This window comes from Xanthobacter sp. YC-JY1 (assembly GCF_021730305.1).
Lineage (GTDB): Bacteria > Pseudomonadota > Alphaproteobacteria > Rhizobiales > Xanthobacteraceae > Xanthobacter > Xanthobacter flavus.
The window spans coordinates 3218004-3242902 of the sequence record NZ_CP032674.1; the positions used below are offsets into that span (position 1 = coordinate 3218004).

A 24899-nucleotide genomic window follows, 5' to 3' on the forward strand; every position below is an offset into this window, starting at 1 on the left:
TCATCCGGCCTCTGCCACGTCGCGGATGCGCAGCGCCACCCGCGTCTCGCCCTGCCAGGTGTCGATGTCGAGGCACCCCGCCACATGCAGATTGCGTCCGCGAGCGGCCAGAAGCGCCCGGCCCAGCGGCTCCTCGGCGCAGCGGAAGGCGGTGGCTTTCAGCGTCGTGCCGTCCGGCGAAGAGATGCGGGCGCGCACATGGCCGGCGCCGAAGCTCTCCACATAGCTGATGCGGTGGCCGGGAAAGGCGAACACCGGCTCGGGATTGCCGGCGCCGAACGGGCCGGCGCGGGCGACCGTCTCCACGAGGTCCAAAGTGGCGCCCCGGGCGGTCAGCGCGCCGTCGATGGAAAGGGTGCCCTCGGCGCGGGCACGTTCCACATCCGGCGCGAGGCGCTGCTCCAGCTCCGCGCGTAGCGCGCCAAGCTGGCGGCGCTCCACCGTGAGGCCGGCCGCCATGGCATGGCCGCCGCCCTTCACCAGGAGCCCGCTCTCCACCGCCCCGCGGACCGCGCGGCCGATGTCCACGCCGGGAATGGAGCGGCCGGAGCCTGTGCCGGTCTCGCCATTGAAGGCGATGGCGAAAGCCGGGCGCTGGAAGCGCTCCTTCAGCCGCGCCGCGACGAGGCCGACGACGCCGGGATGCCAGCCCTCGCCGCTCACCACCACCACGGCGCCCTCCTCCGAGATGCCGAGCGCCGCGTGCGCCTCGGCCTCGGCGGCGGCGAGGATGGCGCGCTCCACCTCCTGCCGCTCGGCGTTCAGGCGGTCCAGCTCGGCGGCGATACCGCGCGCCTCGGCGGGGTCCTGCGTCAGCAGCAGGCGCGCGCCCAGCGTCGCCTCGCCGATGCGCCCGCCGGCATTGATGCGCGGGCCGATGAGAAAGCCGAGATGGAAGGGCCGCGGCGGCCCATCCAGCCGCGCCGCGTCCATCAGCGCCGTGAGGCCGATGCGGGTGCGCCGGCGCATGGCGATGAGCCCCTTCGCCACGAAGGCGCGGTTGAGGCCAATCAACGGCACCACGTCCGCCACCGTGGCCAGCGCCACGATGTCGAGGGCTTCGAGCAGGTCCGGCGCCGGCCGCTCGGCGTTGAAATGTCCGCTCTGGCGCAGCGCCCGCACGAGACCCACCGCCACCACGAAGGCGAGCCCGGCCGCGCAGACATGGCCGAGGCCGGAGAGGTCGTCCTCCCGGTTCGGGTTCACGATGGCAGTGGCGGGCGGCAGCGTCTCCCCCGCCTGATGGTGATCGATGACCACCACGTCCATGCCGAGCCGTTTCGCGGCCGCCAGCGGTTCCAGCGAGGTGGTGCCGCAATCCACCGTCACCAGCAGGGTCACGCCCCGCGCGGCGAGCTGCTCGATGGCCGGCACATTGGGGCCGTAGCCCTCGAAGATGCGATCCGGAATGTGGAAGAACGGGTCGAGCCCGCCGGCCTGGAGCACGCCCACCATGAGGGCGGTGGAGCAGGCGCCGTCCACGTCATAGTCGCCGAACACCGCCACCTGCTCGCCGGTGGTGACCGCGCGGGCGAGCCGCGCCACGGCGGCGGGCATGTCGGTGAGCGTGTCGGGATCGGGCAGAAGGGTGCGGATGGAGGGGTCGAGATAGCGCTCCACCTCGTCCAGCCCCACATTGCGGGCGGCGAGCACGCGGGCCAGCAGCTCGCTGATGCCGAAGCGCTGGGCCATGGCGAGCGCCGTCTGCCCTCCGCGCACGTCCAGCCGTTCCCGCCAGGTGCGGCCGGTGGCGGAGCGGGCGACGTCGAGGAAGAGGCGATTCGGTACGGCGATGTTCACGCGCGCATGAAGCCAGAGGAGAGACGCGGCGTCGAGCGCGGGCCGGGCATGGCTCAATTGTTGCCATTCTGTTCCCCTCGCCCGCCGGCTCTGTCACTATGGGGAAATCAGGGGCCGCGGCGCCGTCCCGATTCGCGCCGGCCCTGCCGTTCTGCTATCTGGCGCCCAAACCTCCGACCTCAGAGTCCCATGTCCAACACCGACAATTCCGACAGCGATAATTCCGACGATCTCTTCGCCGCCCGCCCGCGCGGTGCCAGCAAGTCGCCTGCGCGGGAATCGACCGGCAAGGAAAGCGCGCGCGGCAAGGCCGCCGTCGTGCCCGCCATGGCCGGCGACTATACCGCCGCCCATATCGAGGTGCTGGAAGGGCTGGAGCCGGTTCGGCGCCGGCCGGGCATGTATATCGGCGGCACCGATTCCAAGGCGCTACACCACCTCTTCGCCGAGGTGGTCGACAATTCCATGGACGAGGCCGTGGCTGGCCACGCCACCTTCATCGAGGTGCAACTCGGCGCCGACGGCTACCTCACCGTCTCGGACAATGGCCGCGGCATCCCGGTGGAGGAGCACCCGAAGTTTCCCGGCAAGTCGGCGCTCGAGGTCATCATGACCACGCTGCATGCCGGCGGTAAGTTCGACAGCAAGGTCTACGAGACCTCCGGCGGCCTGCACGGCGTCGGCGTCTCGGTGGTGAACGCCCTCTCCGACGACCTGGAGGTCGAGGTTGCGCGCAACCAGACCCTCTATCGCCAGAGCTTTTCCAAGGGCGTGCCGCAGGGTCCGCTGAAGGAAGTCGGCCGCATCACCAACCGCCGCGGCACCCGCGTGCGCTTCCATCCCGACCCGGAAATCTTCGGCGAGGGCGCCCATTTCGAGCCGGCCCGCGTGTTCCGCATGGCCCGCTCCAAGGCCTATCTGTTCGGCGGCGTGGAAATCCGCTGGTCGTGCGACCCCGAGCTGCTGAAGGCCGGCGAGAACATCCCGGAGAAGACGGTCTTCCGCTTCCCCGGCGGCCTCAAGGACTATCTGGCGGCGGACCTCGAAGGCAACACGCTGGTCCATCCGGACATCTTCGCCGGCCGCATCCAGAAGACCGGCGGCCACGGCTCCGTGGAATGGGCGGTGGCGTGGGTGGCGGATGCCGACGGCAGCATCTCCTCCTACTGCAACACCATCCCGACGCCCGACGGCGGCACCCATGAGAACGGCTTGCGCACGGTGCTGCTGAAGGGCCTGAAGGACCATGCGGAGCGCTCCGGCCAGGGCAAGCGCGGCGCCATCATCACCGGCGACGATGTGATCACCGGCTGCGCCGCCATGCTCTCGGTGTTCGTGCGTGAGCCGGAATTCCAGGGCCAGACCAAGGACCGCCTCGCCACCGCCGAGGCCGCCCGCATCGTCGAGCAAGCGCTGCGCGACCCGTTCGACCACTGGCTCGCCGCCAATCCCGTGCAGGCCTCGCGCCTGCTCGACCATGTGATCGACCGGGCCGAGGAGCGGCTGCGCCGCAAGCAGGAGAAGGAGGTCTCCCGCAAGACCGCCGTGCGCAAGCTGCGCCTGCCCGGCAAGCTGGCCGACTGCTCCAACACCGAGGCGGCCGGCTCCGAGATCTTCATCGTCGAGGGCGACTCGGCCGGCGGCTCGGCCAAGCAGGCGCGGGACCGCAAGACGCAGGCGGTGCTGCCCCTGCGCGGCAAGATCCTGAACGTCGCCAACGCCACGCGCGACAAGCTCGCAGCCAACCAGCAGCTCGCCGATCTCGGCCAGGCGCTGGGCTGCGGCACCCTCGCCCATTATCGCGAGGCGGACCTTCGCTACGAGAAGGTCATCATCATGACCGACGCCGACGTGGACGGGGCGCACATCGCCTCCCTCCTCGTCACCTATTTCTTCCGCCAGATGCCCAAGCTGATCGAGGAGGGCCACCTCTTCCTCGCCGTGCCGCCGCTCTACCGCATCACGCAGGGCGCCAAGACCCTCTATGCGCGGGACGACGCCCACCGCGAGCGGCTGCTGAAGAAGGAGTTTTCGGCCAAGGGCAAGGTGGATGTGGGCCGCTTCAAGGGCCTCGGCGAGATGATGCCGGCGCAGCTCAAGGAAACCACCATGGATCCGAAGACGCGCACCCTGCAGCGCGTCTCCGTGGAGGATGCCGAGCGCGCCGCCACCGTTGATCTCGTGGAACGGCTCATGGGCAACAAGCCGGAAGCCCGCTTCGCCTTCATCTCCGAGCGCGCCGCCTTCGCCGGCGAGGAGATGCTGGACATCTGAGCCGGCGCGGGGGCGCGGGCTGTGATCGGGGGGACTTAACGCCGCTGTCGCGGCGCCTCTGGCGGGGAAGACCATGGGGGATGAAACGAAAGTGACACGCGCGGGGCGCGGCGTGCGGCTCGCCGTGGCGGCGGGCCTTGCTGTGGCGACGCTGCTGCCGGGGGCGGCGCGGGCGCAGTCGTTCGGCAATGACGAGCAGTCCTGCGTCTATTACGGCTACTGGGCGGTCTCCGTCATCTATCTGGCGGCCAGCCAGGGCTGCGACTGGAAGCGCGCCAACGAATGGATCGACCCCATGCGCCACGCAAAATGGTGCATGGGCCAGTCGGCGCAATCCATGTCCAAGGCGCCGCAGGTCCACCGCAACGGCGTCACCGCCCGCTGCGCCAAGCAGGGCGCATCGGTGAAGATCAATATCTGACCCGGGCGGCCCGCCTCATTCCGGGGCGGGCTGCGCGTTCACGAACTCTCGGCCTTCACGAAATCCACGAAGGCCCGCAGCGGTGCCGGCATCAGCCGGCGGCTGGGGAAATAGAGGCGGGGGCCGGGGAAGTCCTGCTCCCAGTCCGTGAGCACCGGCACCAGCCGCCCGGCGTCAATGGAGGGCTTGAGCAGTTGGTCGAAGCTGTGGATCAGGCCGAGCCCCGCCTCGGCGGCAGCCACCTTGAGGTCAATGCTGGAGGCGACCAGCCTCCCCTCCGGCCGCACCTTCACGATTTCCCCCGCCTTCTCGAACTCCCACACCGGCATGTGCCCGCTGGCGAAGCGGTGGCGGATGGCGGCGTGCTTCAGCACGTCGTCGGGATGTTCGGGCCGGCCGTGCCGCGCCAGATAGGCCGGCGCGGCGGCGGTGACGAAGCGCTGCACGCGCGGGCCGATGGGAACGGCGATCATGTCCCGCTCCAGCCGCTCGTCATAGCGGATGCCGGCATCGAAGCCGCCCGCCACCACGTCGATGAAAGTGTCGTCCGCTGACACCTCCAACGTGACGCCGGGATGGCGCGCGAGGAAGGGAGTGGTAATCGGTGGCAGGATGACGCGCGCCACCGCGCTGGGCACGCTGAGCCGCAAGGTGCCGGTGGGGCTGTCGCGGAAGGCGTTCACCGCGTCGAGCGCGCCTTCCACCTCCGCCAACACGGGTGCGAGGCGTTCCATGAGCCGTTCGCCCGCCTCGGTGGGGGTGACGCTGCGGGTGGTGCGGTTGAGCAGGCGCACGCCCATGCGCGCCTCCAGCCGCCGCACCGCCGTGCTCAGGGCCGAGGGAGACACCCCGCGCGCCACCGCCGCCCCGCGAAAGCCGCGGGCACGCGCCACCGCCATGAAGGCATCGAGATCGGAGAGGCTGGCACCGGTCATTGTGCAAAATATTGCACAGGGCTTGCCGAACTCACAGGATTATCGAACAACCGATTGCGAGGCATGCTCCGGCCATCAAACACGCCATCCGGCCACGGAGCATGAAGATGACCGCCCTCGCCCCCTCCCCCCGCCGCCTCGGCACCACCGGCCCCGACGTCTTCCCCCTCGGCCTCGGCTGCATGGGCATGTCCGATCTCTACGGCCCCGCCGACCGCACGGAGAGCATCGCCACCCTCCACGCCGCACTCGATGCCGGCGTGACGCTGCTCGACACCGGCGATTTCTACGGCATGGGCCACAACGAGCTGCTCATCGCCGAGGCGCTGAAGGGTCGGCCGCGGGAGAACGTGGTGCTGAGCGTGAAGTTCGGCGCGCTGCGCGATCCCGCCGGCAACTGGATCGGCTTCGACGGGCGCCCGCAGGCGGTGAAGACGGCACTGGCCTACACGCTGAAGCGCCTCGGGGTGGATTACATCGACATCTACCGCCCGGCCCGCCTCGATCCCGTCGTGCCCATCGAGGAGACGGTGGGCGCCATCGCCGACATGGTTCAGGCCGGCTATGTGCGCCATGTGGGCCTCTCCGAGGTGGGCGCCGAAACCATCCGGCGGGCGGCGGCGGTGCATCCCGTCAGCGATCTCCAGATCGAATATTCGCTGATCTCCCGCGGCATCGAGGACGGCATCCTTCAGACCTGTCGGGACCTCGGCATCGGCATCACCGCCTATGGAGTGCTCTCGCGCGGCCTCATCAGCGGCCACTACCAGGCCTCCGGCGCCGCCTCGGACTTCCGCGCCCACAGCCCGCGCTTCCAAAGCGAGAACGTCGCCGAGAATTTGAAGCTGGTGGAGGCGCTCAGGCAGGTGGCGCAGGCGCGCGGGGCCTCGGTGGCGCAGGTGGCCATCGCCTGGGTGGCGGCGCAGGGCGCGGACATCCTGCCCCTCGTCGGCGCCCGCCGCCGCGACCGGCTCGCCGAGGCGCTGGGATCGCTCAACGTGACGCTCGATGCCGCGGCGCTGGCCGCCATCGAGGCCGCCATCCCCAAGGGCGCGGCGAAGGGCGAGCGCTATGCCGCCGCACAGATGGAAATGCTCGACAGCGAGCGCACCGGCGCCTGACGCACGCCTCCCCGAAGCGTCCCTAGAACGTCTCGGGGGGCGAGACATGGCCCCGCCGCGGCTGGAGCAGCCCGGCGGGGCCGGCCAGCACCAGCATGCCCACCCCGGCGGCGACGAACATGGCCGCGACACCGGCAAAGCCCGCCCCCTGCGTCAGCCCCAGCGCGCCCACCGCCTGGCCGATGAAGAAGGCGGAGGCGAACAGCGCCAGCGCCGATCCGCGCGCCTCCGGAGCCAGTTCCGTGGCGAGGATCTGGAGCACGTTGTGGATCATGTAGAAGGCGAAGCCCGCCCCGGCGAAGATCGCCGCCATGAGCACCAGCCCATGGGCGCGGCTGGCGAGAATGAGCAGCACGCCCACCCCCGCCGCGCCCCAGCGCACCATGCCACTAAGCCCGAGATAGCGCACCAGAAGCGGCACGGCGAACGTGTAGACGGCGCCGCCGACGGCGAAGGCCGCGAGCGCGATGCCCGCCTCCTTGGCATCGCCGATGCCCTGCTGGACCATCAGCGGCGCCACCAGCGGGAACACGCCGAAGCTCAGCGCCCCCTCGATGGCCACCACCCCATAGACCTTGATGGACAGGGGATTGCGCAGCACCAGCGCGTAGCGGGCCATGGAGGCCGCAAACGACAGCGGCTGGCGCTCGCCCTCCTCCGTCAGGCCGAACGTGGTGGCGAGCGCGGCGAGGGCGGCGACCCCGAAGGCGCACCAGAACACCTCGCGCCACCCCGCCATCTCCGCGATGAAGCCGGCCAGCGCCGAGCCGGAGAGCTGGCCCAGCACCAAAGCGAGCAACACCCGGCTGAGCGGCAGCGGCCGCTGCTCGAACGGTACCCGGTCGCCCACCGTCGCCAGCACCACGGGAATGATGCCGCCGGCGAAGGCGCCGCAGAAGACGCGGGAGGCGAGCAGCATCTCGTGGCTGGTGGCGGTGGCCGAGACCACGAGGCCGATGGTGAGCATGGCGAGGTTCACGCGGATGAGGCGCACCTTGCCCACCGCATCGCCGATGGGGCCGAACACCAGCTGCATCAGCGCATAGGGAAAGGTGAAGGCGCTGGCGAGCATCGCCACCTGCTGCAACGTCACCTGCAGCTCGCTCGCCAGGATGTTCAGCATGGGATCGACGACGCGCATGGAGAACGCGCTCGCGAACGCCGCAAGACCGAGGACCAGGAGGAAGGGCATGGGATCCGGAAGGACGCCGACAGGGACGCCATCCGTGCGGCGTCGGCCGGGACGGGTCAACCCGACGAGGCCGCATGGGTGCAGTGCACACTCATTCGTGACGCGCATGGCGCGTGCCCGCAAAGCGTGCATTTGCGCGCGAGCGCCCGCGGATTGGCGCTTTTCACGCGCCGAATCGGAGAGACCGGCCGGAAAACATTGACACGGCGCATCATTTTCTTATGTTGCTATGCGTCGTCCGAGATATGTCGAATCCAAGCGCGCCGACCGACGACCACTCGTCTGACCCCGTACGGCACGGGACGTTCGATCAGCGGCGCGCCGCCGCATCCAAAAGATGCAATGTCATTTTCCGAGCTCGGCCTGAGCGATAAGGTTCTCGCGGCTGTCGCCGATACTGGCTACACGACCCCGACCCCCATCCAGGCCCAGGCCATCCCCCATGTTCTCGCGCGCCGGGATGTTCTCGGCCTCGCGCAGACAGGTACCGGCAAGACCGCCGCCTTCACGCTCCCCATGCTGACGCTGCTGGAGCAGGGCCGCGCCCGTGCCCGCATGCCGCGCACTCTCATCCTGGAGCCCACCCGCGAGCTCGCGGCCCAGGTGGAAGAGAATTTCACGCGCTATGGCAAGTACAGCAAGCTGAACGTCGCCCTGCTCATTGGCGGCGTTTCCTTCGGCGACCAGGACACCAAGCTCGTTCGCGGCGTGGATGTGCTGATCGCCACCCCCGGCCGCCTGCTCGACCATGTGGAGCGCGGCCGCCTGCTCCTCTCCGGCATCGAAGTGCTCGTCATCGACGAGGCCGACCGCATGCTGGACATGGGCTTCATCCCGGACATCGAGCGCATCTGCAAGCTCGTGCCCTTCACCCGCCAGACGCTGTTCTTCTCGGCCACCATGCCGCCGGAGATCCAGCGCCTCGTCTCGCAGTTCCTCTCCAGCCCCGTGCGGGTGGAAGTCTCCAAGCCCGCGTCCACCGCCACGACGGTGACGCAGGAACTGGTCGCCTCCGGCCGCGAGGACTACGAGAAGCGCGAGGTCCTGCGCGAGCTGATCCGTAGCTGCGAAAACCTGCAGAACGGCATCATCTTCTGCAATCGCAAGCGCGATGTGGCGGTCCTCCACCGCTCGCTGCAGAAGCACGGCTTCAACGCCGTGGCCCTGCACGGCGACATGGACCAGCACGCCCGCATCAAGGCCCTGGACGAGTTCCGCAACGGCGAGGCGACCCTGCTGGTGGCCTCCGACGTGGCCGCCCGCGGCCTCGACATCCCGGCGGTGAGCCACGTCTTCAACTATGACGTGCCCCACCATTCCGAGGATTACGTCCACCGCATCGGCCGCACCGGCCGCGCCGGCCGCGCCGGTACGGCCTACACCATGGTCACGCACCTCGATGCCAAGTCCCTCTCGGCCATCGAGAAGCTCATCGGCAACCCGATCCCCTGGCATGGCGCGCCCCTGGGCGACGCCCCGCCGGCCTCCGAGCGCCGTGGGCGCGACGATGGCCGTTTGCGCGGCAAGCGCCGCATGGACAAGGAGCCCCGCGAGGGCCGTGGTGATCGCGAAGGTCGCGGCGAGCGTGAGCCGCGCCGCGAGCGCGAGCCCCGGGCCGAAGGCGCGGAGCGTGGGGAGCGTCCCGAGCGTCAGCCGCGGGCTGAACGGGCGGAGCGTCCCGAACGCGCCGATCGTCCTGAGCGCACGGAGCGTCCCGAGCGCACCGAACGTCCCGAGCGTCAGGAGCGGGAACGCGCCGCGCGTCCGGAACGGACCGCCGAGCGTGGCGACCGCCCCGAGCGCAACCGCCGTCCCGCCCGCGAGGAGGCCGCCGAGGCGCGCCCCCCGCGCCGCGAACGTGCCCCCGCCAACGAGCCGGCGGACATGTCCCACCTCCCCGCCTTCCTTCTGCGCCCCGTGCGCGTGAAGGCGGGTGCGTGAAGGCAGCCGCATGAAGGCGCGCGCCGACCTCCGGGCCGACGCGTCCTTTCAAATATTCTGATGGATCAGCGCGCCGCTCAGCCTTGGGCCGGCGCGCTTTTCTTTTTGGCGGTGGGCTTCTTCCCGGCCGCGCCGGCTGCCGGCTTCGCCTTCTTCGCAGACGCGCCGCCTGCCGGCTTCGCTTTGTTCGCAGACGCCCGGCCTGCCGGCCGGGCTTTGGCTTTGGCCTCATTGGCCGCATGGGCCACGAAGAGGGCGCGGCGGGCGAGGGCCGCGAGGTCGTCGGCATCGTCCAGCGCCTCTTCGGGCACGGACCAGAAACCGCCCATGGTGCGGGTGACGCCCTTGGCCACATAGCTGAAGGGCACGGAGCCCCGCCCCTTCAGATCCTCGGCCAGCGCCGCATCGGCCTTGAGATAGAAGCTGTCGCCGGCCCACAGGGCGAACATCAGCCCGTCCGCATAGAGCCCGGCCCCGCCGAACATGCGCCGGACGGCCACCGGGCCGAAGGCGGCGAAGAGATCGGCAATCGCGTCCTCGTCCATTCCCCCCTCCCCGCTCGCGCGTGGCCTTCCCCGCTCAGGCGCCGCGTGGGCTCTTGTTCCACCTCGCTCAAGCGCCGCGCGGCTTGAGCGCGCGGATCAGCCCACCAGCGCCAGCACCTGCGCGGCCGCGTCCATCTCGGTGCGGCGGGCGGCGCGGCGGGCGGTGGCGAGTTCGTCCTCGCCCCACTGCTCGCGGTTGAAATCCTCGTCCACATGGGCCGCCGTCCACGCCGCGTCGGCGGAGAGCGCCCCCTCGGCCACGGCCAGGGCGAGGAGGGCGGAGCCGGTCAGCGTCGTCATGGAATGCACGGCGGCGAGGCGCAGCGGATCGGCCGGCACCCGCGCCCGCACCTTCGCCAGCGACTCTTCCGGCTGCGCCACATGGGTGATGCCCTCGGCGAGATAGAAGCGCGCGCCGTGGGTGGCCTTCATCCAGTCCAGCACCGCATCCCAGTGCTTCGCCTGCCGGTCCAGCAGCTTCTGCGGACCGTCGGCGCGGTAGAAAAGCATGTCGGTGCCGGCATAGTTCACCACCTCGTCCGCCACCGCCTGCGCCTCCGGCGCCACCCGGTCGAGGGCGACGTTGACGAGGCGGGTCAGCGGCATGGTGAATGGGTCGATCTCGGTCTGCTGGGCCGCCCATTCGGCGGCCATGGCTTCGGCCAGCGCGCGGGTCGGCGCCTTGAGCAGGCCGCGCGCGGGGGTGCGGACGGGGCGGCCGTCGAGGAGGATGGTGAAGCCGCCCTCCCCCTCGCCCACGCTGACGTCCTTATAGAAGCGCTTGGGCAGAGGCGCCCGCTGGGCGGCGCGGGCGCGGGCGACGGGATCGCCCGGATCGCCGCTCTCCACATCTTCCAGGAACTCACGCATCTCAAGCTTTCCTCAGATCACGACGCGGCGGCGGGCCAGAAGCTCGGCGATGGCCTCGGGCACCTCGCGGAAGTGCTGGACGATCCGATCCGCGCCCGCCCGCTCCAGCGCCGGAACCTCATGATAACCCCAGGCGACGCCGAGCGCCGAGGCCCCGGCCTGCAGGGCCATGGAGATGTCATAGGTGGTATCGCCGATCACCACCGTATCCTCCGGCCGTGCGCCGATCTCCCCCATGGCCTGGAACACCATGGCCGGATGGGGCTTGGAGGGCGCGTCGTCGGCAGTCTGGATGGTGGAGAACCAGCCCTCCATGCCCTGCACGGACAGGATGCGGTTCACGCCCCGCCGCGACTTGCCGGTGACGATGCCGAGCACCACGTCCTCGCGCTGGCGCAGCCCCTCCAGCACCTCGCGGGCGCCGTCGAACATGGGCTCGGGGGCGTCCGCATTCAGCAGGCGGTTGAAGGCGACCTTGTAGGCATCGACCATCGCCTCGATGGGATAGGACGCATCCCCCTGCGACAGCACCGCGAAGGCCTGCGGCAAAGAGAGGCCCACCAGCGAGAGCAGCTTCTCCCGGTCCGGCACGGGCACGCCGTGGGCGGCGTGCACATCGTGCATGGCGGAGACGATGAGGTGCTGGCTGTCCACCAGCGTGCCGTCGCAATCGAACAGCACCAGCTTGAGGCCGGCGGAGGAGGAAGGTTCGGCGTCGGCTGCTGCGCTCATTTCTGCGTCATCTGCTGGGTCGCGATATCATAGGTCCATGTGGTGCCGGAGGGATCGACGAACAACACCTGCCGGAAGCCGCGCTGCTCGCACTGCTTGGGGAAGGGGCCGGCGACGATCAGCTCGGCCGCCGTCTTGGCCGGGAAGTTGAACTTGATGGTGAGCAGCGTCGCGTCGTCGCCGCCCGCGGTCACCGTCAGGTCGAGGCCGTTCTGGGCGAAGCTGTCCTGCTTGCTCTTGGCGAAGGCCCGGCGCGCGGCGGCGTCCGCGGCCGGTGCCGAGGCGGCGCCGTTCACCGTGGGCAGCGGCAGCGAAGCGTCCTGCGCCGGCGCGCCGGCGGGCGGTGTCGCCGGGGTCGGCGCGGCGGCCTGTGCCGGAGGCGGGGCGGGAGCGGGCGCCGGCTGGGCAGGCGCTACCTGTTGCGGGGCCGGAGCCGCCGGGGCCGGTGCTGTCGCCTGAGCTTGCGGCTGGGCGTCGGGCGTCTCTCCCGGCTCGGCCGACATGACCCACCAGACGAGGCCGCCCGAGATCAGCGCCACCACGGTGCCGCCGAGGCCCACGAGGAACGGCATCACATAGCTCGTATGGAGCTTGCGGCCGCAGAAGGGGCAATGGGCCTCCTCGGGATAGACCTGCGCCCCGCAGCCGGGACAGAAGTCGGGCCTCGGGTTCATCGCAATCACCTCCGCACGCTCGGCCCGGCAAGTCCCGGTCACCGTGGTCCCGGTCGCCGTAGCTCCGGTCCGCCCTGGCTGCGCCACGCTGGCGGCGTCACCCCGGCCGGTCCAGCACCTTGATCGATCGATGTGGCCCTGTGCCCGCGGCGCGCCGCGAATCGCAAGGCCTCCCCCGTCACCACGAATGCACGACGGGGCGGAGGAACAGAAGCCCCCGCCCCGTCATGTCCATTCCGAATGCGCCCTTAGGAGGGCAAGGCCGGCCCGCCGGCGCCCGCTATTTCCCGAAGCCGAGGTCGAGGGGCGGCGGTGACGTTGCGTCGAGGCCGGGGGTGAGGTTCTCGAACTGCTGCTGGATCTGCTGCTGGTCGAGCTGGATGCCGCCGCTCTTGTAGTGGGTCACCATGCCCGGGAAGAGGATGATGAGCGCCACCATCACGAGCTGGATGCACACGAACGGCACCGCGCCCCAGTAGATCTGCCCGGTGGTGACCGGCTGCATCATCTTGCCCGTCACCCGGTCCACATAGGGCACCTTCGCCGCCACCGAGCGCAGGAAGAACAAAGCGAAGCCGAAGGGCGGATGCATGAACGAGGTCTGCATGTTCACCGCCAGCATCACGCCGAACCAGATGAGGTCGATGCCGAGCTTGTCGGCGGCGGGCCCCAGCAGCGGGATGATGATGAAGGCCAGCTCGAAATAATCGAGGAAGAAGGCCAGCACGAAGACCAGCGCGTTCACCGCGATGAGGAAGCCGGTCTGGCCGCCGGGCAGCGACACCAGCAGTTCCTCTACCCACTTGTGCCCGTCCACCCCGTAGAAGGTGAGCGAGAACACGCGCGCGCCGAGCAGGATGAACAGCACGAAGGCGGAGAGCTTGGCGGTGGAATAGGTCGCCTGCCGCAGCAGGTCGAACTTCAGCCGGCCGCGGGCGAAGGCGAGGATGACCGCGCCAAGCGAGCCCATGGCGCCGCCCTCGGTCGGCGTCGCGACGCCGATGAAGATGGTGCCGAGCACGAGGAAGATGAGCGCCAGCGGCGGCACCATCACGAACACCACCTGCTCGGCGAGCTTGGACAGCAGCTTCAGCCGGAACACGCGGTTGATGACGGCCACCACGAAGGCGATGCCCACGGTGGCCGACATGGTGAGCACCACATAGTCGGCGCCGAACTTCACATGGCTCATCTCCATCAGCTCGATGGCGCCGGCGATGGACAAGGCGAGAGCGATGAAGAGCGAGGGCGTCAGCAGCTTCGCCGTGCCCGACATGATGAAGAACAACACCACGAATGAAACGATGCCCCACACCGCCATGTTGGCGACGCCGGGAAGCGCGCCCGCCGTCAGGCCCGGCAGGGAGCCCCGGGCGATCAGGAAGGCGAAGCCCGCCGCAGCCACCGCGCCCATGATGCGCGAGGGCAGCGTCCTCTGGTCCGGATCGCGCAGGGTCTGCGCCTCCAGCGGCAGGCCGGGCGCCGCGCTCGGGAAGATCGAGGACACGATGAAGATATAGAGCGCGTAGAGGCTGGCGAGCAGCAAACCGGGCACGAACGCGCCCTCATACATGTCGCCCACCGAGCGGTTCAGCTGGTCGGCCATGACGATGAGCACGAGGGAGGGCGGGATGATCTGCGCCAGCGTGCCCGACGCCGCGATGACGCCCGAGGCGACGCGCCGGTCGTAGCCGTAGCGCAGCATGATGGGCAGCGAGATGAGGCCCATGGAGATGACCGAGGCGGCCACCACGCCGGTGGTCGCGGCGAGCAGCGCGCCGACGAAGATCACCGCATAGGCGAGGCCGCCACGGATGGAGCCGAACACCTGCCCGATGGTGTCGAGCAGGTCTTCCGCCATGCCGGAGCGCTCGAGGACGAGGCCCATGAAGGTGAAGAAGGGCACCGCGAGGAGCACTTCGTTATTCATGGTGCCGTAGACGCGCTCGGGCAGCGCCTGCAGGAACTTGGGCTCGAACAGGCCGAGATAGATGCCGATGAGGCCGAAGATCAGGCCGTTGGCCGCCAGCGAGAAGGCCACCGGGTAGCCGAGCAGCAGGAACAGCACCAGCGCGCCGAACATGATCGGCGCCATGTTGTGGATGAACCAGCCGCGGAAGCCCGGCTCCGCCGCCATCGCCACGTCGGGCAGCGCGATGAGCAGGACGGCGAGGAGCGCGACGGCGAGCGCGGCGAGCGGGCGACGCTTCAGGAGCGTACGGACGAAGGACATGAACGCGCTCCTACTTCTTGGCCGCAGGGGCGACGGACGCGCCATCGGGAAGTTCCGCATCGGCCAGCAGGCGCTCGGCCTCGGCCGCAAGGGCCGCATGGCTGCCGCCCGCGCCCTCGTGGGGGTCCTCCATCTTCCCGGTGAAGATGGCGATGCGCTTGATGAGCTCGGAGATGCCCTGCAGCGTCAGGAAGAAGAAGCCCACCGGCACCAGCAGCTTCGCCGGCCACTGCGGCAGGCCGCCAGCATTCAGCGACTGCTCGTTGATCTCGAAGGAGGCCAGGAAGAAGGGCCACGAGGTCCACAGCAGCAGGATGGAGAAGGGCAGAAGGAAGAAGAGGTGGCCGAAGATGTCGATGCCATCGCGGGTGCGCTTGGGCAGCCGGGAATTCACGATGTCGATGCGGATGTGCTCGTTATCGATGAGGGTCCAGGACGCGCACAGCAGGAACACCGCGGCGAACAGCACCCATTGCAGCTCCAGCCACGAATTGGAGCTCATGTCGAACAGCTTGCGGATGATCGCATTGAGCGCCGACACAAGGATGGAGACGAGGATCAGCCACGCCGCGGCCTTGCCGATGCGGGTGTTGACGGCATCGATCCCCCGCGAGAGGGCGAGAAGGGCTGTCATTGGGATCATTTCCCTCGGGCTCGGCCGGAGATGGCTCCGGACTGCTTCTTCTTTGGCCTTCAGGCCTTGGCGCGCACCATAGGGGAAGATGCTGTGACTTCAAGCCGGAGGCGGTTACCAGACTGCCGAATGCGGCAGGGGTCAGACCAAAGTCGAAGACGCCGGCTTCAGCGCGGCGCGGGCGCGTCCGGCCAGGGCGGCGGACCGGGCAGACTCTGCCCTTGGGTGAAGCGGGCGGCGGCCCGGTCCCATTCCAGCACCCGGCCGGTTCCCGCGACCGGGCTGGGCGCCACGCACCACACCGCAAGGTCCGTGCCCTGGCGTGGCAGCAGCGTGATGGCCCGGCCGAGGCCCTCGAACGCCGCCGTGCTCTCCTCCACCTCCTGCGGCTCGGTGCGGCACAGGCTTTCATCCTGCGGCGGCATCACCTTGTCGGTGACCAGATTCCACCGCCCGGATGCGTGGGAATAGAAACGCACCCGCCCGCCGAGCGGCACACCACCGCGCAGCGCGCGTTCGCTGAGGCCGAGCAGCGGAAATCCCTCCCGGTCGAACCACACGGCGGCTTCCGTGACGAAGTGCGCCGCCCCGTCCCCGTCGCCCCGGTCGTCGATGCGCAGATAACCGTGCGGGACATCGAGGGTCAGCGTCACCCGCGCCCGCGGCCCGTAGAGGCGGCCGCCCGAGGCTGTGGCGCTGGCGGCCTCCCCCCGGATCTCGTAGTCGGGAAAGCCGGTCGCCTGGGCGATCTGGAGATCGCGGAACCAGTAGAGCACGCCCTCCCGCTCGGCCCCGGCACCGCCCGCCGCCGCCGGCGCGACGGCCAGAGCCGCCGCAGCAAGGCACAGCAGGGCGGCGCGCCTCATCCCTCCGGCGCTTCCAGGATAGGATCGTATTGCGAGGCGTCGAAGCCGAGCACCGCGAAGGTCTGCGCCATGTGCTGCGGCAGCGGCGCGGAGACGTCGATCACCCCATTGCCGCGCGGATGCGGGATGACGAGGCGGCGCGCCAGCAGGTGCAGGCGGTTCTGCAGGCCGCCGGGCAATTCCCAGTTCTCGATGTCGAAATACTTCGGGTCGCCGAGGATCGGATGGTGGATGTGGGCGAGATGCGCGCGCAGCTGGTGGGTGCGGCCCGTCACCGGCTTCAGCGACAGCCAGCTCATCTTCTGCGCAGCCTGGTCCACCACGGCGTAATAGGTGATGGCGTGGCTCGCCTCGTCCTCCCCATGGCGGGCGACGCGCATCTTCTCCTCGTCCTCGTCGCGGGCGAGATAGGTGGAGATGCGCCCCTGCCGCGGCTTCGGCACGCCGGGCACCACCGCCCAGTAGACCTTGCGCGCCTCGCGCGAGCGGAAGCTCTTGGCCAGCACCGAGGCGGCGAGCCGCGACTTGGCGATAAGCAGGCAGCCGGACGTATCCTTGTCGATGCGGTGGACGAGGCGGGGCTTCTGCCCGTCCCGGTCCTTCAGCGCCTCAAGCAGCCCGTCCACATGGCGATAGGTGCCCGAGCCGCCCTGCACGGCGAGGCCGAACGGCTTGTTCAGCACCATCACATCCTTGTCCTCGAACAGGGTGATGGATTTGATGAAGGCCCGGTCCTCCTCCAGCTTGCGCACGGCCGGGTCTTTCGACGCGCGCGGCTTTGCCGGCGGAGTGGCGCCGGGCTCGGCTGAGGCCGCGCAGGCACCGTCCTTGCCGGCCTCGCCGCTACGCGCCCCCTTTGCCGGGGCGGCCGCCGCCTCGGGCTCTTCCAGGCCGAGCGGGGGAATGCGCACGCTCTGGCCGGGCTCGACGCGGGAAGAGGTCTTCACCCGGCCGCCGTCCACCCGCACCTGCCCAGTGCGCACCAGCTTCTGCAGGTGCCCGAAGGAGAGGTCCGGATAATGCACCTTGAACCAGCGGTCGAGGCGCATGCCCGCCTCGTCCTCGGCCACGGTTCTGGTCACGACAGCCATATTCGACCTAGTCCTCGCGCAAACCCTTTGATGCCGCAGCAATAGAGCTTTCGCCGCGCCATGGCCACCGTCTCGCCGAAAGTCCTGCGCGCACTTAAGCCCGCGCGGCGCTTGAGCGTCGGCAGCGCGCCAAAACCCGCGCTGCGCCTGAGCGTCGGCAAACCCACCGTCACGTCAGGCTGCGCACCAGCATGATGCCGGCCCAGACGCCGCCGAAGCCCAGCAGCACCGAGCCGAGGGCATAGGCCAGCGCCATCCCCAGCTCGCCCCGCTCAGCCAGATAGAGGAAATCCAGCGAGAAGGTGGAGAAGGTGGTGTAGCCGCCCAGCACCCCGGTGGTGAGGAACAGCCGCACCGGCTGCGTCCAGGTCTCGCCGTCCTTGAAGGCGAGATAGCCCGCCATCAGCCCCATGATGAGGCTGCCCGACACGTTGATGAGGAAGGTGGCGAAGGGAAAGCCCGTGCCCAGCAGCCGCGGCACGGCCATGTTCACGAAATGCCGGATGGTGCCGCCGAGGCCGGCGCCGAGGAAGACGATGAGGGCGGGGGGCAGGGTCATGGCGGGTTCCGGAACTGATCAGGAGCGCGCACGGCGCGCGGCATGGAGAACGGCGAGGATGGTGATGCCATCCGCATCCACACGATAGATGACAAGGTAGGGCGTATCGGCGATGGCGAGTTGCCGCGTGCCCGGCACGGTGCCCGCTGGAGCGGACAAAGGGTGGTCTGCGAGATTGAGGATAGCCCGCTCGATGCGGGCGACAAGACGGCCCGCTGCGGCGGGGCTGTCGGAGGCGACGTAGTGCTCGATCTGCCTGAGGTGCCCGAGGGAGCGGGCACGGAAGGTGACCTTCATCCCCGGAAGCGGGCAAAAAAGGCTTCGACCTCCTCGGGGGACGCGTTCGGCTCCCCATCCTCCAGCGCGCGGCGGACCTCCTCCTCCTGCTCGGGGGTAAGGACATAGACCGCGCCCTCGCCGGCGCCGGCTTCGATCACGTGGAGGAACTCGCGGGCAAGCGCGTCCTGCTCGGCCTCGGGCAGGGCTTCAAGCTTCTCGATGAGTTCGCGCATCAGCCGGGTCATGGTCGCCTTCAGGAGTCCAGCCTCGGGGCGGATCATATACGAAGGCTCCCGCCCTCGCCATTTGCCCCGCTATTTCCCGCCGCGCTCGGACCGAAGGCGTGCCCAGTAGTCCAGACGCTTCTTGATCTCGCGCTCGAAGCCCCGCTCCACCGGGCGGTAGAAGTTCTGGCGGCCAAGCGCCTCGGGGAAATAGTTCTGGCCGGAGAAGGCATCCGGCTCGTCATGATCGTAGCGATAGCCGGTGCCGTAGCCCTCGGCCTTCATCAGCTTGGTCGGCGCGTTGAGGATAACCTTGGGCGGCACCAGCGAGCCGCCCTCCTTTGCGACGCGCATGGCGGCCTTGAAGGCGGTGTAGACGGCATTCGATTTCGGCGCGGTGGCCACATAGACGACCGCCTGCGCCAGCGCCAGTTCGCCCTCGGGGGAGCCGAGGAAGTCGTAGGCCTCCTTCGCCGCATTGGCGACGACGAGAGCCTGCGGGTCGGCATTGCCGATGTCCTCGATGGCCATGCGCACGATGCGCCGGGCGAGGAACAGCGGGCTCTCCCCCGCATCCAGCATGCGCGCGAGATAATAGAGCGCCGCGTCGGGGTCGGAGCCGCGCACCGCCTTGTGCAGCGCGGAGATGAGATTGTAGTGGCCGTCCTCGCTCTTGTCGTAGATGGGTGCCCGGCGCTGCACCACCTCGCTCAGGCCGGCGACGTCGAACACCTCGCCCGGCCGCCCGGCGCGCCACACCTCTTCCGCCAGCGTGAGGGAGGCGCGGCCGTCGCCATCGGCCATGTTCACCAGTGCCACCCGCGCTTCCTCGGTGAGGGGCAGTTCGCGGCCCTCCACCTCCTCGGCGCGGGCGAGCAGCTTGGCGACCGCCTCGGCATCGAGGGAGCGGAACACCAGCACCCGGGCGCGGGAGAGGAGCGCCGCGTTCAGCTCGAAGGAGGGATTTTCCGTGGTGGCGCCGACCAGCGTCACCGTGCCGTCCTCCATGACAGGCAGGAAGCTGTCCTGCTGGGCGCGGTTGAAGCGGTGAATCTCGTCCACGAATAGCAGCGTCGCGGTGCCCGAAAGCCGGCGGCCGCGGGCCTGCTCGAACACCTTCTTCAGGTCCGCGACGCCGGAGAAGATGGCGGAGATCTGCTCGAAGTGCAGGTCCGTGGCCGAGGCCAGCAGGCGCGCGACGGTGGTCTTGCCGGTGCCCGGCGGCCCCCACAGGATGAGCGAGCCGAGGGAGCGTGTCTCCAGCATGCGCGAGAGCACGCCATCCGGCCCCACCAGATGGTCCTGCCCCACCACCTCCGAGAGGCGCGACGGGCGCAGCCGGTCTGCGAGGGGGCGCGCCACCCCCTCCCCCAGTCCCGCCGCCTCGAACAGGTCGCTCATGGGTGCCTCGGCCGGTCCATCAGCCGCGCAGGACGGCGGTGATGCTGCGCCCGCCGCGCAGGACCGTCACCCGCCATCCCCGCTGGGGCACGGCGGCAAGCTGGTTGAGATCGCCGGTGCGGGCGACCTTCTCGTTGTTCACCTCGACGATGACGTCGCCGGGGCGGAAGCCGGCGGCGGCGGCGGGGGAGTTGTCCTGAACGTCATAGACCACGACGCCGGTGGCGTTGGTGTCCACCTTCAGTTCCTCCGCCACGGCCGGCGACAGGTTGACGATGGTGGCCCCGGCGAAGGGCGAGCGGCCACGCAGCAGCAGCTCCTCGCGCGGGACGGTCTCGGGTGCCACCTCCAGCACCACCACGAGAGTCTGATCCTTGCCGGAGCGGTTCACCAGCAGCGCCGCCTTGCCGCCGACGGGGCGGGTGGCGAGGCGGTAGTTGAGGGATTCGGGATCGTCGATGCCCTGCCCCTCCACCGACACCACGAGGTCGCCGGTCCTGAGCCCGGCCTTGGCGGCGGGGCTGCCGGCGGTCACGCTCTGCACCAGCACGCCGGTGGGGCGCGGCAGGCCGAGGCTTTCGGCGATATCCGGCGTCACCCGCTGCAGCTTGGCGCCGAGCCAGGGCCGCCGCACGGACTTGGAGCCGCTCTTGGCCTGCTCCACCACCACCCGGCCCATATTGGCGGGAATGGCGAAGCCGATGCCGTGGGAGCCGCCGGAGCGCGAATAGATGGCGGAATTGATGCCCACCACGCGCCCCGCCATGTCCACCAGCGGCCCGCCCGAATTGCCGGGATTGATGGCCGCATCGGTCTGGATGAAGAACTGATAGTCGGAGACGCCCACCTGCGTGCGGGCGAGCGCGGAGACGATGCCCTGCGTCACCGTCTGGCCGACGCCGAAGGGATCGCCGATGGCGAGCACCAGATCGCCCACGGCGAGATTGTCCGAATCGCCCAGCTCCAGGAAGGGGAAGCGCTCCTTCGCCTCGGTCTTGATGCGCAGCACGGCGAGGTCGGTGCGCTGGTCGCGCAGCAGCACCTCGGCCTCGTACTCGCGCCGGTCGTTGAGGGCGATGCGGATTTCGTCCGCCCCCTCGATCACATGGTAGTTGGTGAGCACCAGCCCCGAGGGATCGACGATCACCCCCGAGCCGAGCGAGCGCTGCACCCGCTCGGGCGCGCGCAGGCCAGGCCCCTCGCCGGGGCCACCGGGACCGCCGGGTCCGGGCATGCCGAAGAAGCGGCGGAAGAAGGGATCGTCGAAGATCGGGTTGACGCGCTGCTGCGCCGTCTTCAACGCATAGACGTTCACCACCGCCGGCGCCGTCTTCGCCACGACAGGCGCGAAGGTGAGCGTCACCTCCGCCTGCGACGCCGGAACACGCTGCTGCGCCGCCGGCTGGGCGAAGGCGGGCGTGCCGAGGAGAACCAGGCTTATGAGGCCGAGTGCCGGAGCACCCCTGCGAGCGATGCCCTTAAGCACGTTTGTCCAGATGCGGAAGTGGGAAGAAGCGATCATCCGTTTGCACCGTGAATAGATAGCATTCCGAACCGGGCGACGATCCGGCGCCTCGCCTCCCTACATAGTCATAGCCGACGTGAAGGCCAGCATGACCAAGCGACAGGCCCTGTAGAAGTTTTGACCCGCGACAACCACAACTCTGAATTGAACTCAGATTCGTCCCCTGTAAACTGAACCTGCGCATTGAGTGCGGGATCATGTCGGGGGGCGGGCGATGGGCCGGAACATCATCATTTTTTCCGACGGCACTGGACAGGGTAGCGGCATTCATTTCGACGAGCGCCGATCCAATATCTACAAGATGTACCGGGCCATGCGCTGCGGGCCCGACACCTCGGTCGATCCGAACGATCAGGCTGCGTTCTACGATCCGGGCCTTGGCTCCGAACTGGATGGGGCGAGCCATTATGGCGGCCCGATGAGATGGCTCTACAAGTTTGTGAGCCAAGCGACCGGCTTCGGCATCACCGCCAACATCATCGATTGCTACGCAGCACTCATCCGCCTCTGGCGCCCGGGTGACCGCATCTTCCTCTTTGGCTTCAGCCGCGGCGCGTACACCGTTCGCTGCCTGTCCGGCGTGATCCGACAGTGCGGGATCCCGACCCGCATGCCGGACGGCTCGCCCGTCCCGCTCGATGGCTATTCCACTCGCGAACTGGCCACCTATGCCGTCAAACACGTCTACCAGTTCACCACATCGAGGACTAAGGAGCGAGCGGACGAGCGCCAGAAGTTCCTGCTGGATACACGCTCGGCCATCGCAGCCCGCTTCCGTGCGGAGCACGGTTCGCAACATCTGGAATTGCCCGACCGACCCAACGTCGCGCCTTACTTCATCGGCGTCTTCGACACCGTGGCCTCGCTGATCGATCCAGCCAAGTTCGCGCTGTTCATACCGGCCGTTATCATCGCCATAGCGGCTGCCGCAGGAGCGGGCGTCTGGTTGTTCGCCCAGTCATGGACACTTGCTCTGCTGACAGCGAGCCTCATCGGTATCGCGATCGCCTTTATCGCTCTCGTGTACACCCATCTGAAGTTCGATTTCCGGGTCCCCGGGTACGATTGCAAGGACAGTCTCAGGACCGTCCACTTCACCGACCTTTTCCTGACCTTCGACGACAAGTCGCTCGATTCCCATGTCGCCTATGCCAAGCACGCCCTTTCCATTGACGAGAATCGCAAGCCCTTCGCCCGGGTCAAATGGGATCCGAGCGAGCAGCCCTTCCATGGCGAAAGAGACGATCACGGCCAGATCCGATTCGAACAGATATGGTTCAGCGGCGTCCATTCCGACATCGGTGGCAGCTATGAGGAGCAGGAATCCCGCCTCTCCGACATCGCACTGAAGTGGATGGTGGATTGTGCCACGGATATTCCGAACGGGCTAAGGTGCGACCCTGGCCTCCTTCGCACCTACCCCGATCCGCACGGCTTCCAGCACGACGCCCGCAAGGACGGTTTTCCCTGGCTTACGCGCAAGCTTGGCCTCACATACCCACTCGGACGGCGCGACCCGACGCCCGATGCCATCCTCCATCCTTCGGTCTATGACCGCTTTGATGCAGATGGCGTGCCGGTCTACGACCGGATCGAGCCCTATAGGCCGGCGGCGCTGACGGGCCACATCGACGTGGCCCATCTCTATCTCGAAACGAAATCAACCGAGCCGCAGAAGGCCGCGCGATCCCGCGTCTGGGCCCCGTCGAGCGGCGCCCCTCGCCCGGCTCCGCGCAAGATCTATCCCCAACGTCCCAAGGCCCGAAAGGTCCGGCAGCCAGACGCCAGCCGGCCTCGCAAGGGACATTAGACCTGAGGCAAACCGGCCCGTCTTTGGGGGCCGGCCGCCTGGGGAGGGCGGCGCACGTTGGGCACCCACTGCGGACTCCGCGCCGCGTCTTCGGCCGAAACATGAAAAAAGGGCGGTCCGAGGACCGCCCTTTTTCATAGCCTCAAATCAGCTGAAGCTCACGCAGCTTCGGCGGCAGCGGCAGCAGTGCGGGCGTGGTCGGCGGCGCCCTTGGCGTCCACGTCACGATCCACGAACTCGATCACCGCGACGGCGGTGTTGTCGCCATAGCGGAAGCCGGCCTTGACGATGCGGGTGTAGCCGCCCGGGCGGGCCGCATAGCGGGGCGCCAGCACGTCGAACAGCTTCTTGACCACGGCCTGGTCCTTCAGCTCGGCGATCGCCTGGCGGCGGGCGTGCAGGTCGCCGCGACGGGCGAGGGTCACGAGCTTCTCCACCACCGGGCGAAGATCCTTCGCCTTGGGCAGGGTGGTCACGATCTGCTCGTGGGTGATGAGGGCGCCCGCGAGGTTGGAGAACATCGCCTTGCGATGCTCCCAGGTGCGGTTGAACTTGCGATGAACCTTGCCGTGACGCATGACGGCGAACTCCTGAAGATGGCGACGGACGAGCCGGTCGAGTGGTTGCGCGGCTCGGGCCGCTCAAAAGGGGTCGGGGCAGCGTGCCGCCCCGGATTGCGGATCAGTAGTGCTCCTCGAAGCGCTTGGCCAGCTCTTCGATGTTCTCAGGCGGCCAGCCGGGCACTTCCATGCCGAGATGCAGGCCGAGGGAGGCGAGCACCTCCTTGATCTCGTTGAGCGACTTCCGGCCGAAGTTCGGCGTGCGGAGCATCTCCGTCTCGCTCTTCTGGATCAGGTCGCCGATATAGACGATGTTGTCGTTCTTCAGGCAGTTGGCCGAACGGACGGAGAGCTCAAGCTCGTCCACCTTCTTCAGCAGCGCCGGAGAGAACGGCAGCGTCTGGATCGCGGTTGCCTCGCTCTCGCGCTTGGGCTCCTCGAAGTTGACGAAGATCTCCAGCTGGTCCTGCAGGATGCGCGCGGCATAGGCCAGCGCGTCCTCGGCCGTGATCGAGCCGTTGGTCTCGATCTGGAGCGTCAGCTTGTCATAGTCGAGGATCTGACCCTCACGGGTGTTCTCGACCTTGTAGGAGACCTTGCGCACCGGCGAGTAGAGGCTGTCGATCGGGATCAGGCCGATCGGAGCATCCTCGGGACGGTTGCGGTCGGCGGCCACATAGCCCTTGCCGGTGTCGACCGTGAACTCGATGCGCAGCTCCGCGCCCTCGTCGAGGGTGCAGATCGGCAAATGCGGGTTCAGGATCTGCACGTCGCCGACGGTCTGGATGTCGCCAGCCAGCAGCACGCCGGGGCCGGTCTTCTTGGCCACCATGCGCTTCGGGCCGTCGCCCTGCATCTTGATGGCCACATCCTTCACGTTGAGGATGATGTCCGTCACGTCCTCGCGCACGCCGGGGATCGACGAGAACTCGTGCAGCACGCCGTCGATGTGGATCGAGGTCACAGCCGCGCCCTGCAGCGACGACAGGAGGATGCGGCGCAGGGCATTGCCGAGGGTCATGCCGAAGCCGCGCTCCAGCGGCTCGGCGATGACGGTCGCGAGGCGCTTGGGATCGTGGCCGGGATTGACCTGCAGCTTCTCGGGCTTGATCAGCTCTTGCCAGTTCTTCTGAATCACTTGCTTCACCTTGCTTTCTCGCCGGGCCACGGCAGCTGCCGGGGTGGTGAGCCTCAACCGGAGGCCTGGCCCGT

Annotated in this window: 23 protein-coding genes; 5 read left to right on the forward strand and 18 right to left on the reverse strand. The window is 68.8% G+C overall.

Annotated elements, in window-relative coordinates; translation table 11 throughout:
- Complete coding sequence (gene recJ, locus D7006_RS15060; RefSeq protein ID WP_237356921.1) at positions 1 to 1800, reverse strand: single-stranded-DNA-specific exonuclease RecJ; 1800 nt, start codon at positions 1798 to 1800, stop codon at positions 1 to 3.
- A 189-nt stretch (positions 1801 to 1989) separates the two neighbouring features.
- Between recJ and parE the strand changes: the two genes are divergently transcribed.
- Positions 1990 to 4074 (forward strand): DNA topoisomerase IV subunit B, encoded by a 2085-nt coding sequence (parE, locus tag D7006_RS15065; protein WP_237353619.1) that lies wholly within the window; start codon positions 1990 to 1992, stop codon positions 4072 to 4074.
- A gap of 73 nt (positions 4075 to 4147) precedes the next feature.
- On the forward strand, positions 4148 to 4495 hold the full coding sequence (locus D7006_RS15070; protein WP_237353620.1) for a hypothetical protein: 348 nt from the start codon (positions 4148 to 4150) through the stop codon (positions 4493 to 4495).
- Between the two features lie 38 nt (positions 4496 to 4533).
- Here D7006_RS15070 and D7006_RS15075 read toward each other — a convergent pair whose 3' ends face one another.
- Positions 4534 to 5430: a LysR family transcriptional regulator gene (locus D7006_RS15075; RefSeq protein ID WP_229644934.1), complete on the reverse strand. Its 897-nt coding sequence runs from the start codon at positions 5428 to 5430 to the stop codon at positions 4534 to 4536.
- A gap of 107 nt (positions 5431 to 5537) precedes the next feature.
- Between D7006_RS15075 and D7006_RS15080 the strand changes: the two genes are divergently transcribed.
- A complete protein-coding gene (locus tag D7006_RS15080) occupies positions 5538 to 6551 on the forward strand; it encodes an aldo/keto reductase (RefSeq protein WP_237353621.1) in 1014 nt (337 codons plus the stop codon).
- A gap of 22 nt (positions 6552 to 6573) precedes the next feature.
- Here the strand turns inward: D7006_RS15080 and D7006_RS15085 are convergent, their stop codons facing one another.
- Entirely contained in the window at positions 6574 to 7743 is a 1170-nt protein-coding gene (locus D7006_RS15085; RefSeq protein ID WP_237353622.1) for an MFS transporter, read from the reverse strand.
- A 342-nt stretch (positions 7744 to 8085) separates the two neighbouring features.
- Here D7006_RS15085 and D7006_RS15090 point away from each other — a divergent pair, with 342 nt between their 5' ends.
- Positions 8086 to 9684, forward strand: a complete 1599-nt coding sequence (locus D7006_RS15090) for a DEAD/DEAH box helicase (protein WP_237353623.1) — start codon at positions 8086 to 8088, stop codon at positions 9682 to 9684.
- Between the two features lie 77 nt (positions 9685 to 9761).
- On the opposite strand, the gene D7006_RS15095 is transcribed toward D7006_RS15090, so the two are convergent.
- The 13 genes from D7006_RS15095 to D7006_RS15155 all read right to left on the reverse strand — a co-directional run bounded on the left by D7006_RS15095 (position 9762) and on the right by D7006_RS15155 (position 21314).
- A complete protein-coding gene (locus D7006_RS15095) occupies positions 9762 to 10229 on the reverse strand; it encodes a TfoX/Sxy family protein (RefSeq protein WP_237353624.1) in 468 nt (155 codons plus the stop codon).
- A 96-nt stretch (positions 10230 to 10325) separates the two neighbouring features.
- Positions 10326 to 11099, reverse strand: a complete 774-nt coding sequence (locus D7006_RS15100; protein ID WP_237353625.1) for an ATP12 family chaperone protein — start codon at positions 11097 to 11099, stop codon at positions 10326 to 10328.
- A gap of 12 nt (positions 11100 to 11111) precedes the next feature.
- On the reverse strand, positions 11112 to 11831 hold the full coding sequence (locus D7006_RS15105) for an HAD-IA family hydrolase (protein WP_169124336.1): 720 nt from the start codon (positions 11829 to 11831) through the stop codon (positions 11112 to 11114).
- Positions 11828 to 12505: a zinc ribbon domain-containing protein gene (locus D7006_RS15110; protein WP_237353626.1), complete on the reverse strand. Its 678-nt coding sequence runs from the start codon at positions 12503 to 12505 to the stop codon at positions 11828 to 11830. The genes D7006_RS15105 and D7006_RS15110 overlap by 4 nt, the downstream gene beginning before the upstream one ends.
- 280 nt (positions 12506 to 12785) lie before the next feature.
- The gene (locus tag D7006_RS15115; RefSeq protein WP_237356922.1) at positions 12786 to 14642 is read right to left on the reverse strand and encodes a TRAP transporter large permease subunit; all 1857 of its coding nucleotides are present in this window, start codon (positions 14640 to 14642) and stop codon (positions 12786 to 12788) included.
- A 106-nt stretch (positions 14643 to 14748) separates the two neighbouring features.
- The gene (locus tag D7006_RS15120; protein WP_237353627.1) at positions 14749 to 15372 is read right to left on the reverse strand and encodes a TRAP transporter small permease subunit; all 624 of its coding nucleotides are present in this window, start codon (positions 15370 to 15372) and stop codon (positions 14749 to 14751) included.
- Positions 15373 to 15539: 167 nt separating this feature from the next.
- The gene (locus D7006_RS15125) at positions 15540 to 16238 is read right to left on the reverse strand and encodes a hypothetical protein (protein WP_237353628.1); all 699 of its coding nucleotides are present in this window, start codon (positions 16236 to 16238) and stop codon (positions 15540 to 15542) included.
- The gene (locus D7006_RS15130; protein ID WP_237353629.1) at positions 16235 to 17329 is read right to left on the reverse strand and encodes an RluA family pseudouridine synthase; all 1095 of its coding nucleotides are present in this window, start codon (positions 17327 to 17329) and stop codon (positions 16235 to 16237) included. Before D7006_RS15130 ends, D7006_RS15125 begins: the two co-directional genes overlap by 4 nt.
- A gap of 169 nt (positions 17330 to 17498) precedes the next feature.
- Positions 17499 to 17888 (reverse strand): fluoride efflux transporter CrcB, encoded by a 390-nt coding sequence (gene crcB, locus D7006_RS15135; RefSeq protein WP_229644945.1) that lies wholly within the window; start codon positions 17886 to 17888, stop codon positions 17499 to 17501.
- An 18-nt stretch (positions 17889 to 17906) separates the two neighbouring features.
- Complete coding sequence (locus tag D7006_RS15140; RefSeq protein WP_237353630.1) at positions 17907 to 18185, reverse strand: type II toxin-antitoxin system RelE/ParE family toxin; 279 nt, start codon at positions 18183 to 18185, stop codon at positions 17907 to 17909.
- Positions 18182 to 18448, reverse strand: coding sequence for a hypothetical protein (locus tag D7006_RS15145; RefSeq protein ID WP_237353631.1), 267 nt, complete (start codon positions 18446 to 18448; stop codon positions 18182 to 18184). Before D7006_RS15145 ends, D7006_RS15140 begins: the two co-directional genes overlap by 4 nt.
- Before the next feature lie 33 nt (positions 18449 to 18481).
- Positions 18482 to 19792 (reverse strand): replication-associated recombination protein A, encoded by a 1311-nt coding sequence (locus D7006_RS15150; protein WP_237353632.1) that lies wholly within the window; start codon positions 19790 to 19792, stop codon positions 18482 to 18484.
- 19 nt (positions 19793 to 19811) lie between these two features.
- Complete coding sequence (locus tag D7006_RS15155) at positions 19812 to 21314, reverse strand: DegQ family serine endoprotease (protein ID WP_237353633.1); 1503 nt, start codon at positions 21312 to 21314, stop codon at positions 19812 to 19814.
- A gap of 217 nt (positions 21315 to 21531) precedes the next feature.
- On the opposite strand from D7006_RS15155, the gene D7006_RS15160 reads away from it, so the two are divergent.
- A complete protein-coding gene (locus tag D7006_RS15160) occupies positions 21532 to 23127 on the forward strand; it encodes a DUF2235 domain-containing protein (RefSeq protein ID WP_237353634.1) in 1596 nt (531 codons plus the stop codon).
- Between the two features lie 158 nt (positions 23128 to 23285).
- On the opposite strand, the gene rplQ is transcribed toward D7006_RS15160, so the two are convergent.
- On the reverse strand, positions 23286 to 23705 hold the full coding sequence (gene rplQ, locus D7006_RS15165; RefSeq protein ID WP_169124348.1) for a 50S ribosomal protein L17: 420 nt from the start codon (positions 23703 to 23705) through the stop codon (positions 23286 to 23288).
- A gap of 103 nt (positions 23706 to 23808) precedes the next feature.
- On the reverse strand, positions 23809 to 24825 hold the full coding sequence (locus D7006_RS15170) for a DNA-directed RNA polymerase subunit alpha (protein ID WP_169124384.1): 1017 nt from the start codon (positions 24823 to 24825) through the stop codon (positions 23809 to 23811).
- Between the last annotated feature and the right edge of the window lie 74 nt (positions 24826 to 24899).

Coding starts and splice junctions, on each gene's coding strand:
- D7006_RS15090 (WP_237353623.1), top strand. CDS start 8,086: ATGTCATTTTCCGAGCTCGGCCTGAGCGATAAGGTTCTCGCGGCTGTC.
- D7006_RS15130 (WP_237353629.1), bottom strand. CDS start 17,329: ATGGCTGTCGTGACCAGAACCGTGGCCGAGGACGAGGCGGGCATGCGC.
- D7006_RS15140 (WP_237353630.1), bottom strand. CDS start 18,185: ATGAAGGTCACCTTCCGTGCCCGCTCCCTCGGGCACCTCAGGCAGATC.
- D7006_RS15075 (WP_229644934.1), bottom strand. CDS start 5,430: ATGACCGGTGCCAGCCTCTCCGATCTCGATGCCTTCATGGCGGTGGCG.
- crcB (WP_229644945.1), bottom strand. CDS start 17,888: ATGACCCTGCCCCCCGCCCTCATCGTCTTCCTCGGCGCCGGCCTCGGC.
- D7006_RS15100 (WP_237353625.1), bottom strand. CDS start 11,099: ATGCGTGAGTTCCTGGAAGATGTGGAGAGCGGCGATCCGGGCGATCCC.
- D7006_RS15145 (WP_237353631.1), bottom strand. CDS start 18,448: ATGATCCGCCCCGAGGCTGGACTCCTGAAGGCGACCATGACCCGGCTG.
- D7006_RS15070 (WP_237353620.1), top strand. CDS start 4,148: ATGGGGGATGAAACGAAAGTGACACGCGCGGGGCGCGGCGTGCGGCTC.
- rplQ (WP_169124348.1), bottom strand. CDS start 23,705: ATGCGTCACGGCAAGGTTCATCGCAAGTTCAACCGCACCTGGGAGCAT.
- D7006_RS15110 (WP_237353626.1), bottom strand. CDS start 12,505: ATGAACCCGAGGCCCGACTTCTGTCCCGGCTGCGGGGCGCAGGTCTAT.
- D7006_RS15125 (WP_237353628.1), bottom strand. CDS start 16,238: ATGAGGCGCGCCGCCCTGCTGTGCCTTGCTGCGGCGGCTCTGGCCGTC.
- D7006_RS15105 (WP_169124336.1), bottom strand. CDS start 11,831: ATGAGCGCAGCAGCCGACGCCGAACCTTCCTCCTCCGCCGGCCTCAAG.
- D7006_RS15150 (WP_237353632.1), bottom strand. CDS start 19,792: ATGAGCGACCTGTTCGAGGCGGCGGGACTGGGGGAGGGGGTGGCGCGC.
- D7006_RS15155 (WP_237353633.1), bottom strand. CDS start 21,314: ATGATCGCTTCTTCCCACTTCCGCATCTGGACAAACGTGCTTAAGGGC.
- D7006_RS15080 (WP_237353621.1), top strand. CDS start 5,538: ATGACCGCCCTCGCCCCCTCCCCCCGCCGCCTCGGCACCACCGGCCCC.
- D7006_RS15120 (WP_237353627.1), bottom strand. CDS start 15,372: ATGACAGCCCTTCTCGCCCTCTCGCGGGGGATCGATGCCGTCAACACC.
- D7006_RS15160 (WP_237353634.1), top strand. CDS start 21,532: ATGGGCCGGAACATCATCATTTTTTCCGACGGCACTGGACAGGGTAGC.
- D7006_RS15095 (WP_237353624.1), bottom strand. CDS start 10,229: ATGGACGAGGACGCGATTGCCGATCTCTTCGCCGCCTTCGGCCCGGTG.
- D7006_RS15085 (WP_237353622.1), bottom strand. CDS start 7,743: ATGCCCTTCCTCCTGGTCCTCGGTCTTGCGGCGTTCGCGAGCGCGTTC.
- parE (WP_237353619.1), top strand. CDS start 1,990: ATGTCCAACACCGACAATTCCGACAGCGATAATTCCGACGATCTCTTC.
- D7006_RS15115 (WP_237356922.1), bottom strand. CDS start 14,642: ATGGCGGCGGAGCCGGGCTTCCGCGGCTGGTTCATCCACAACATGGCG.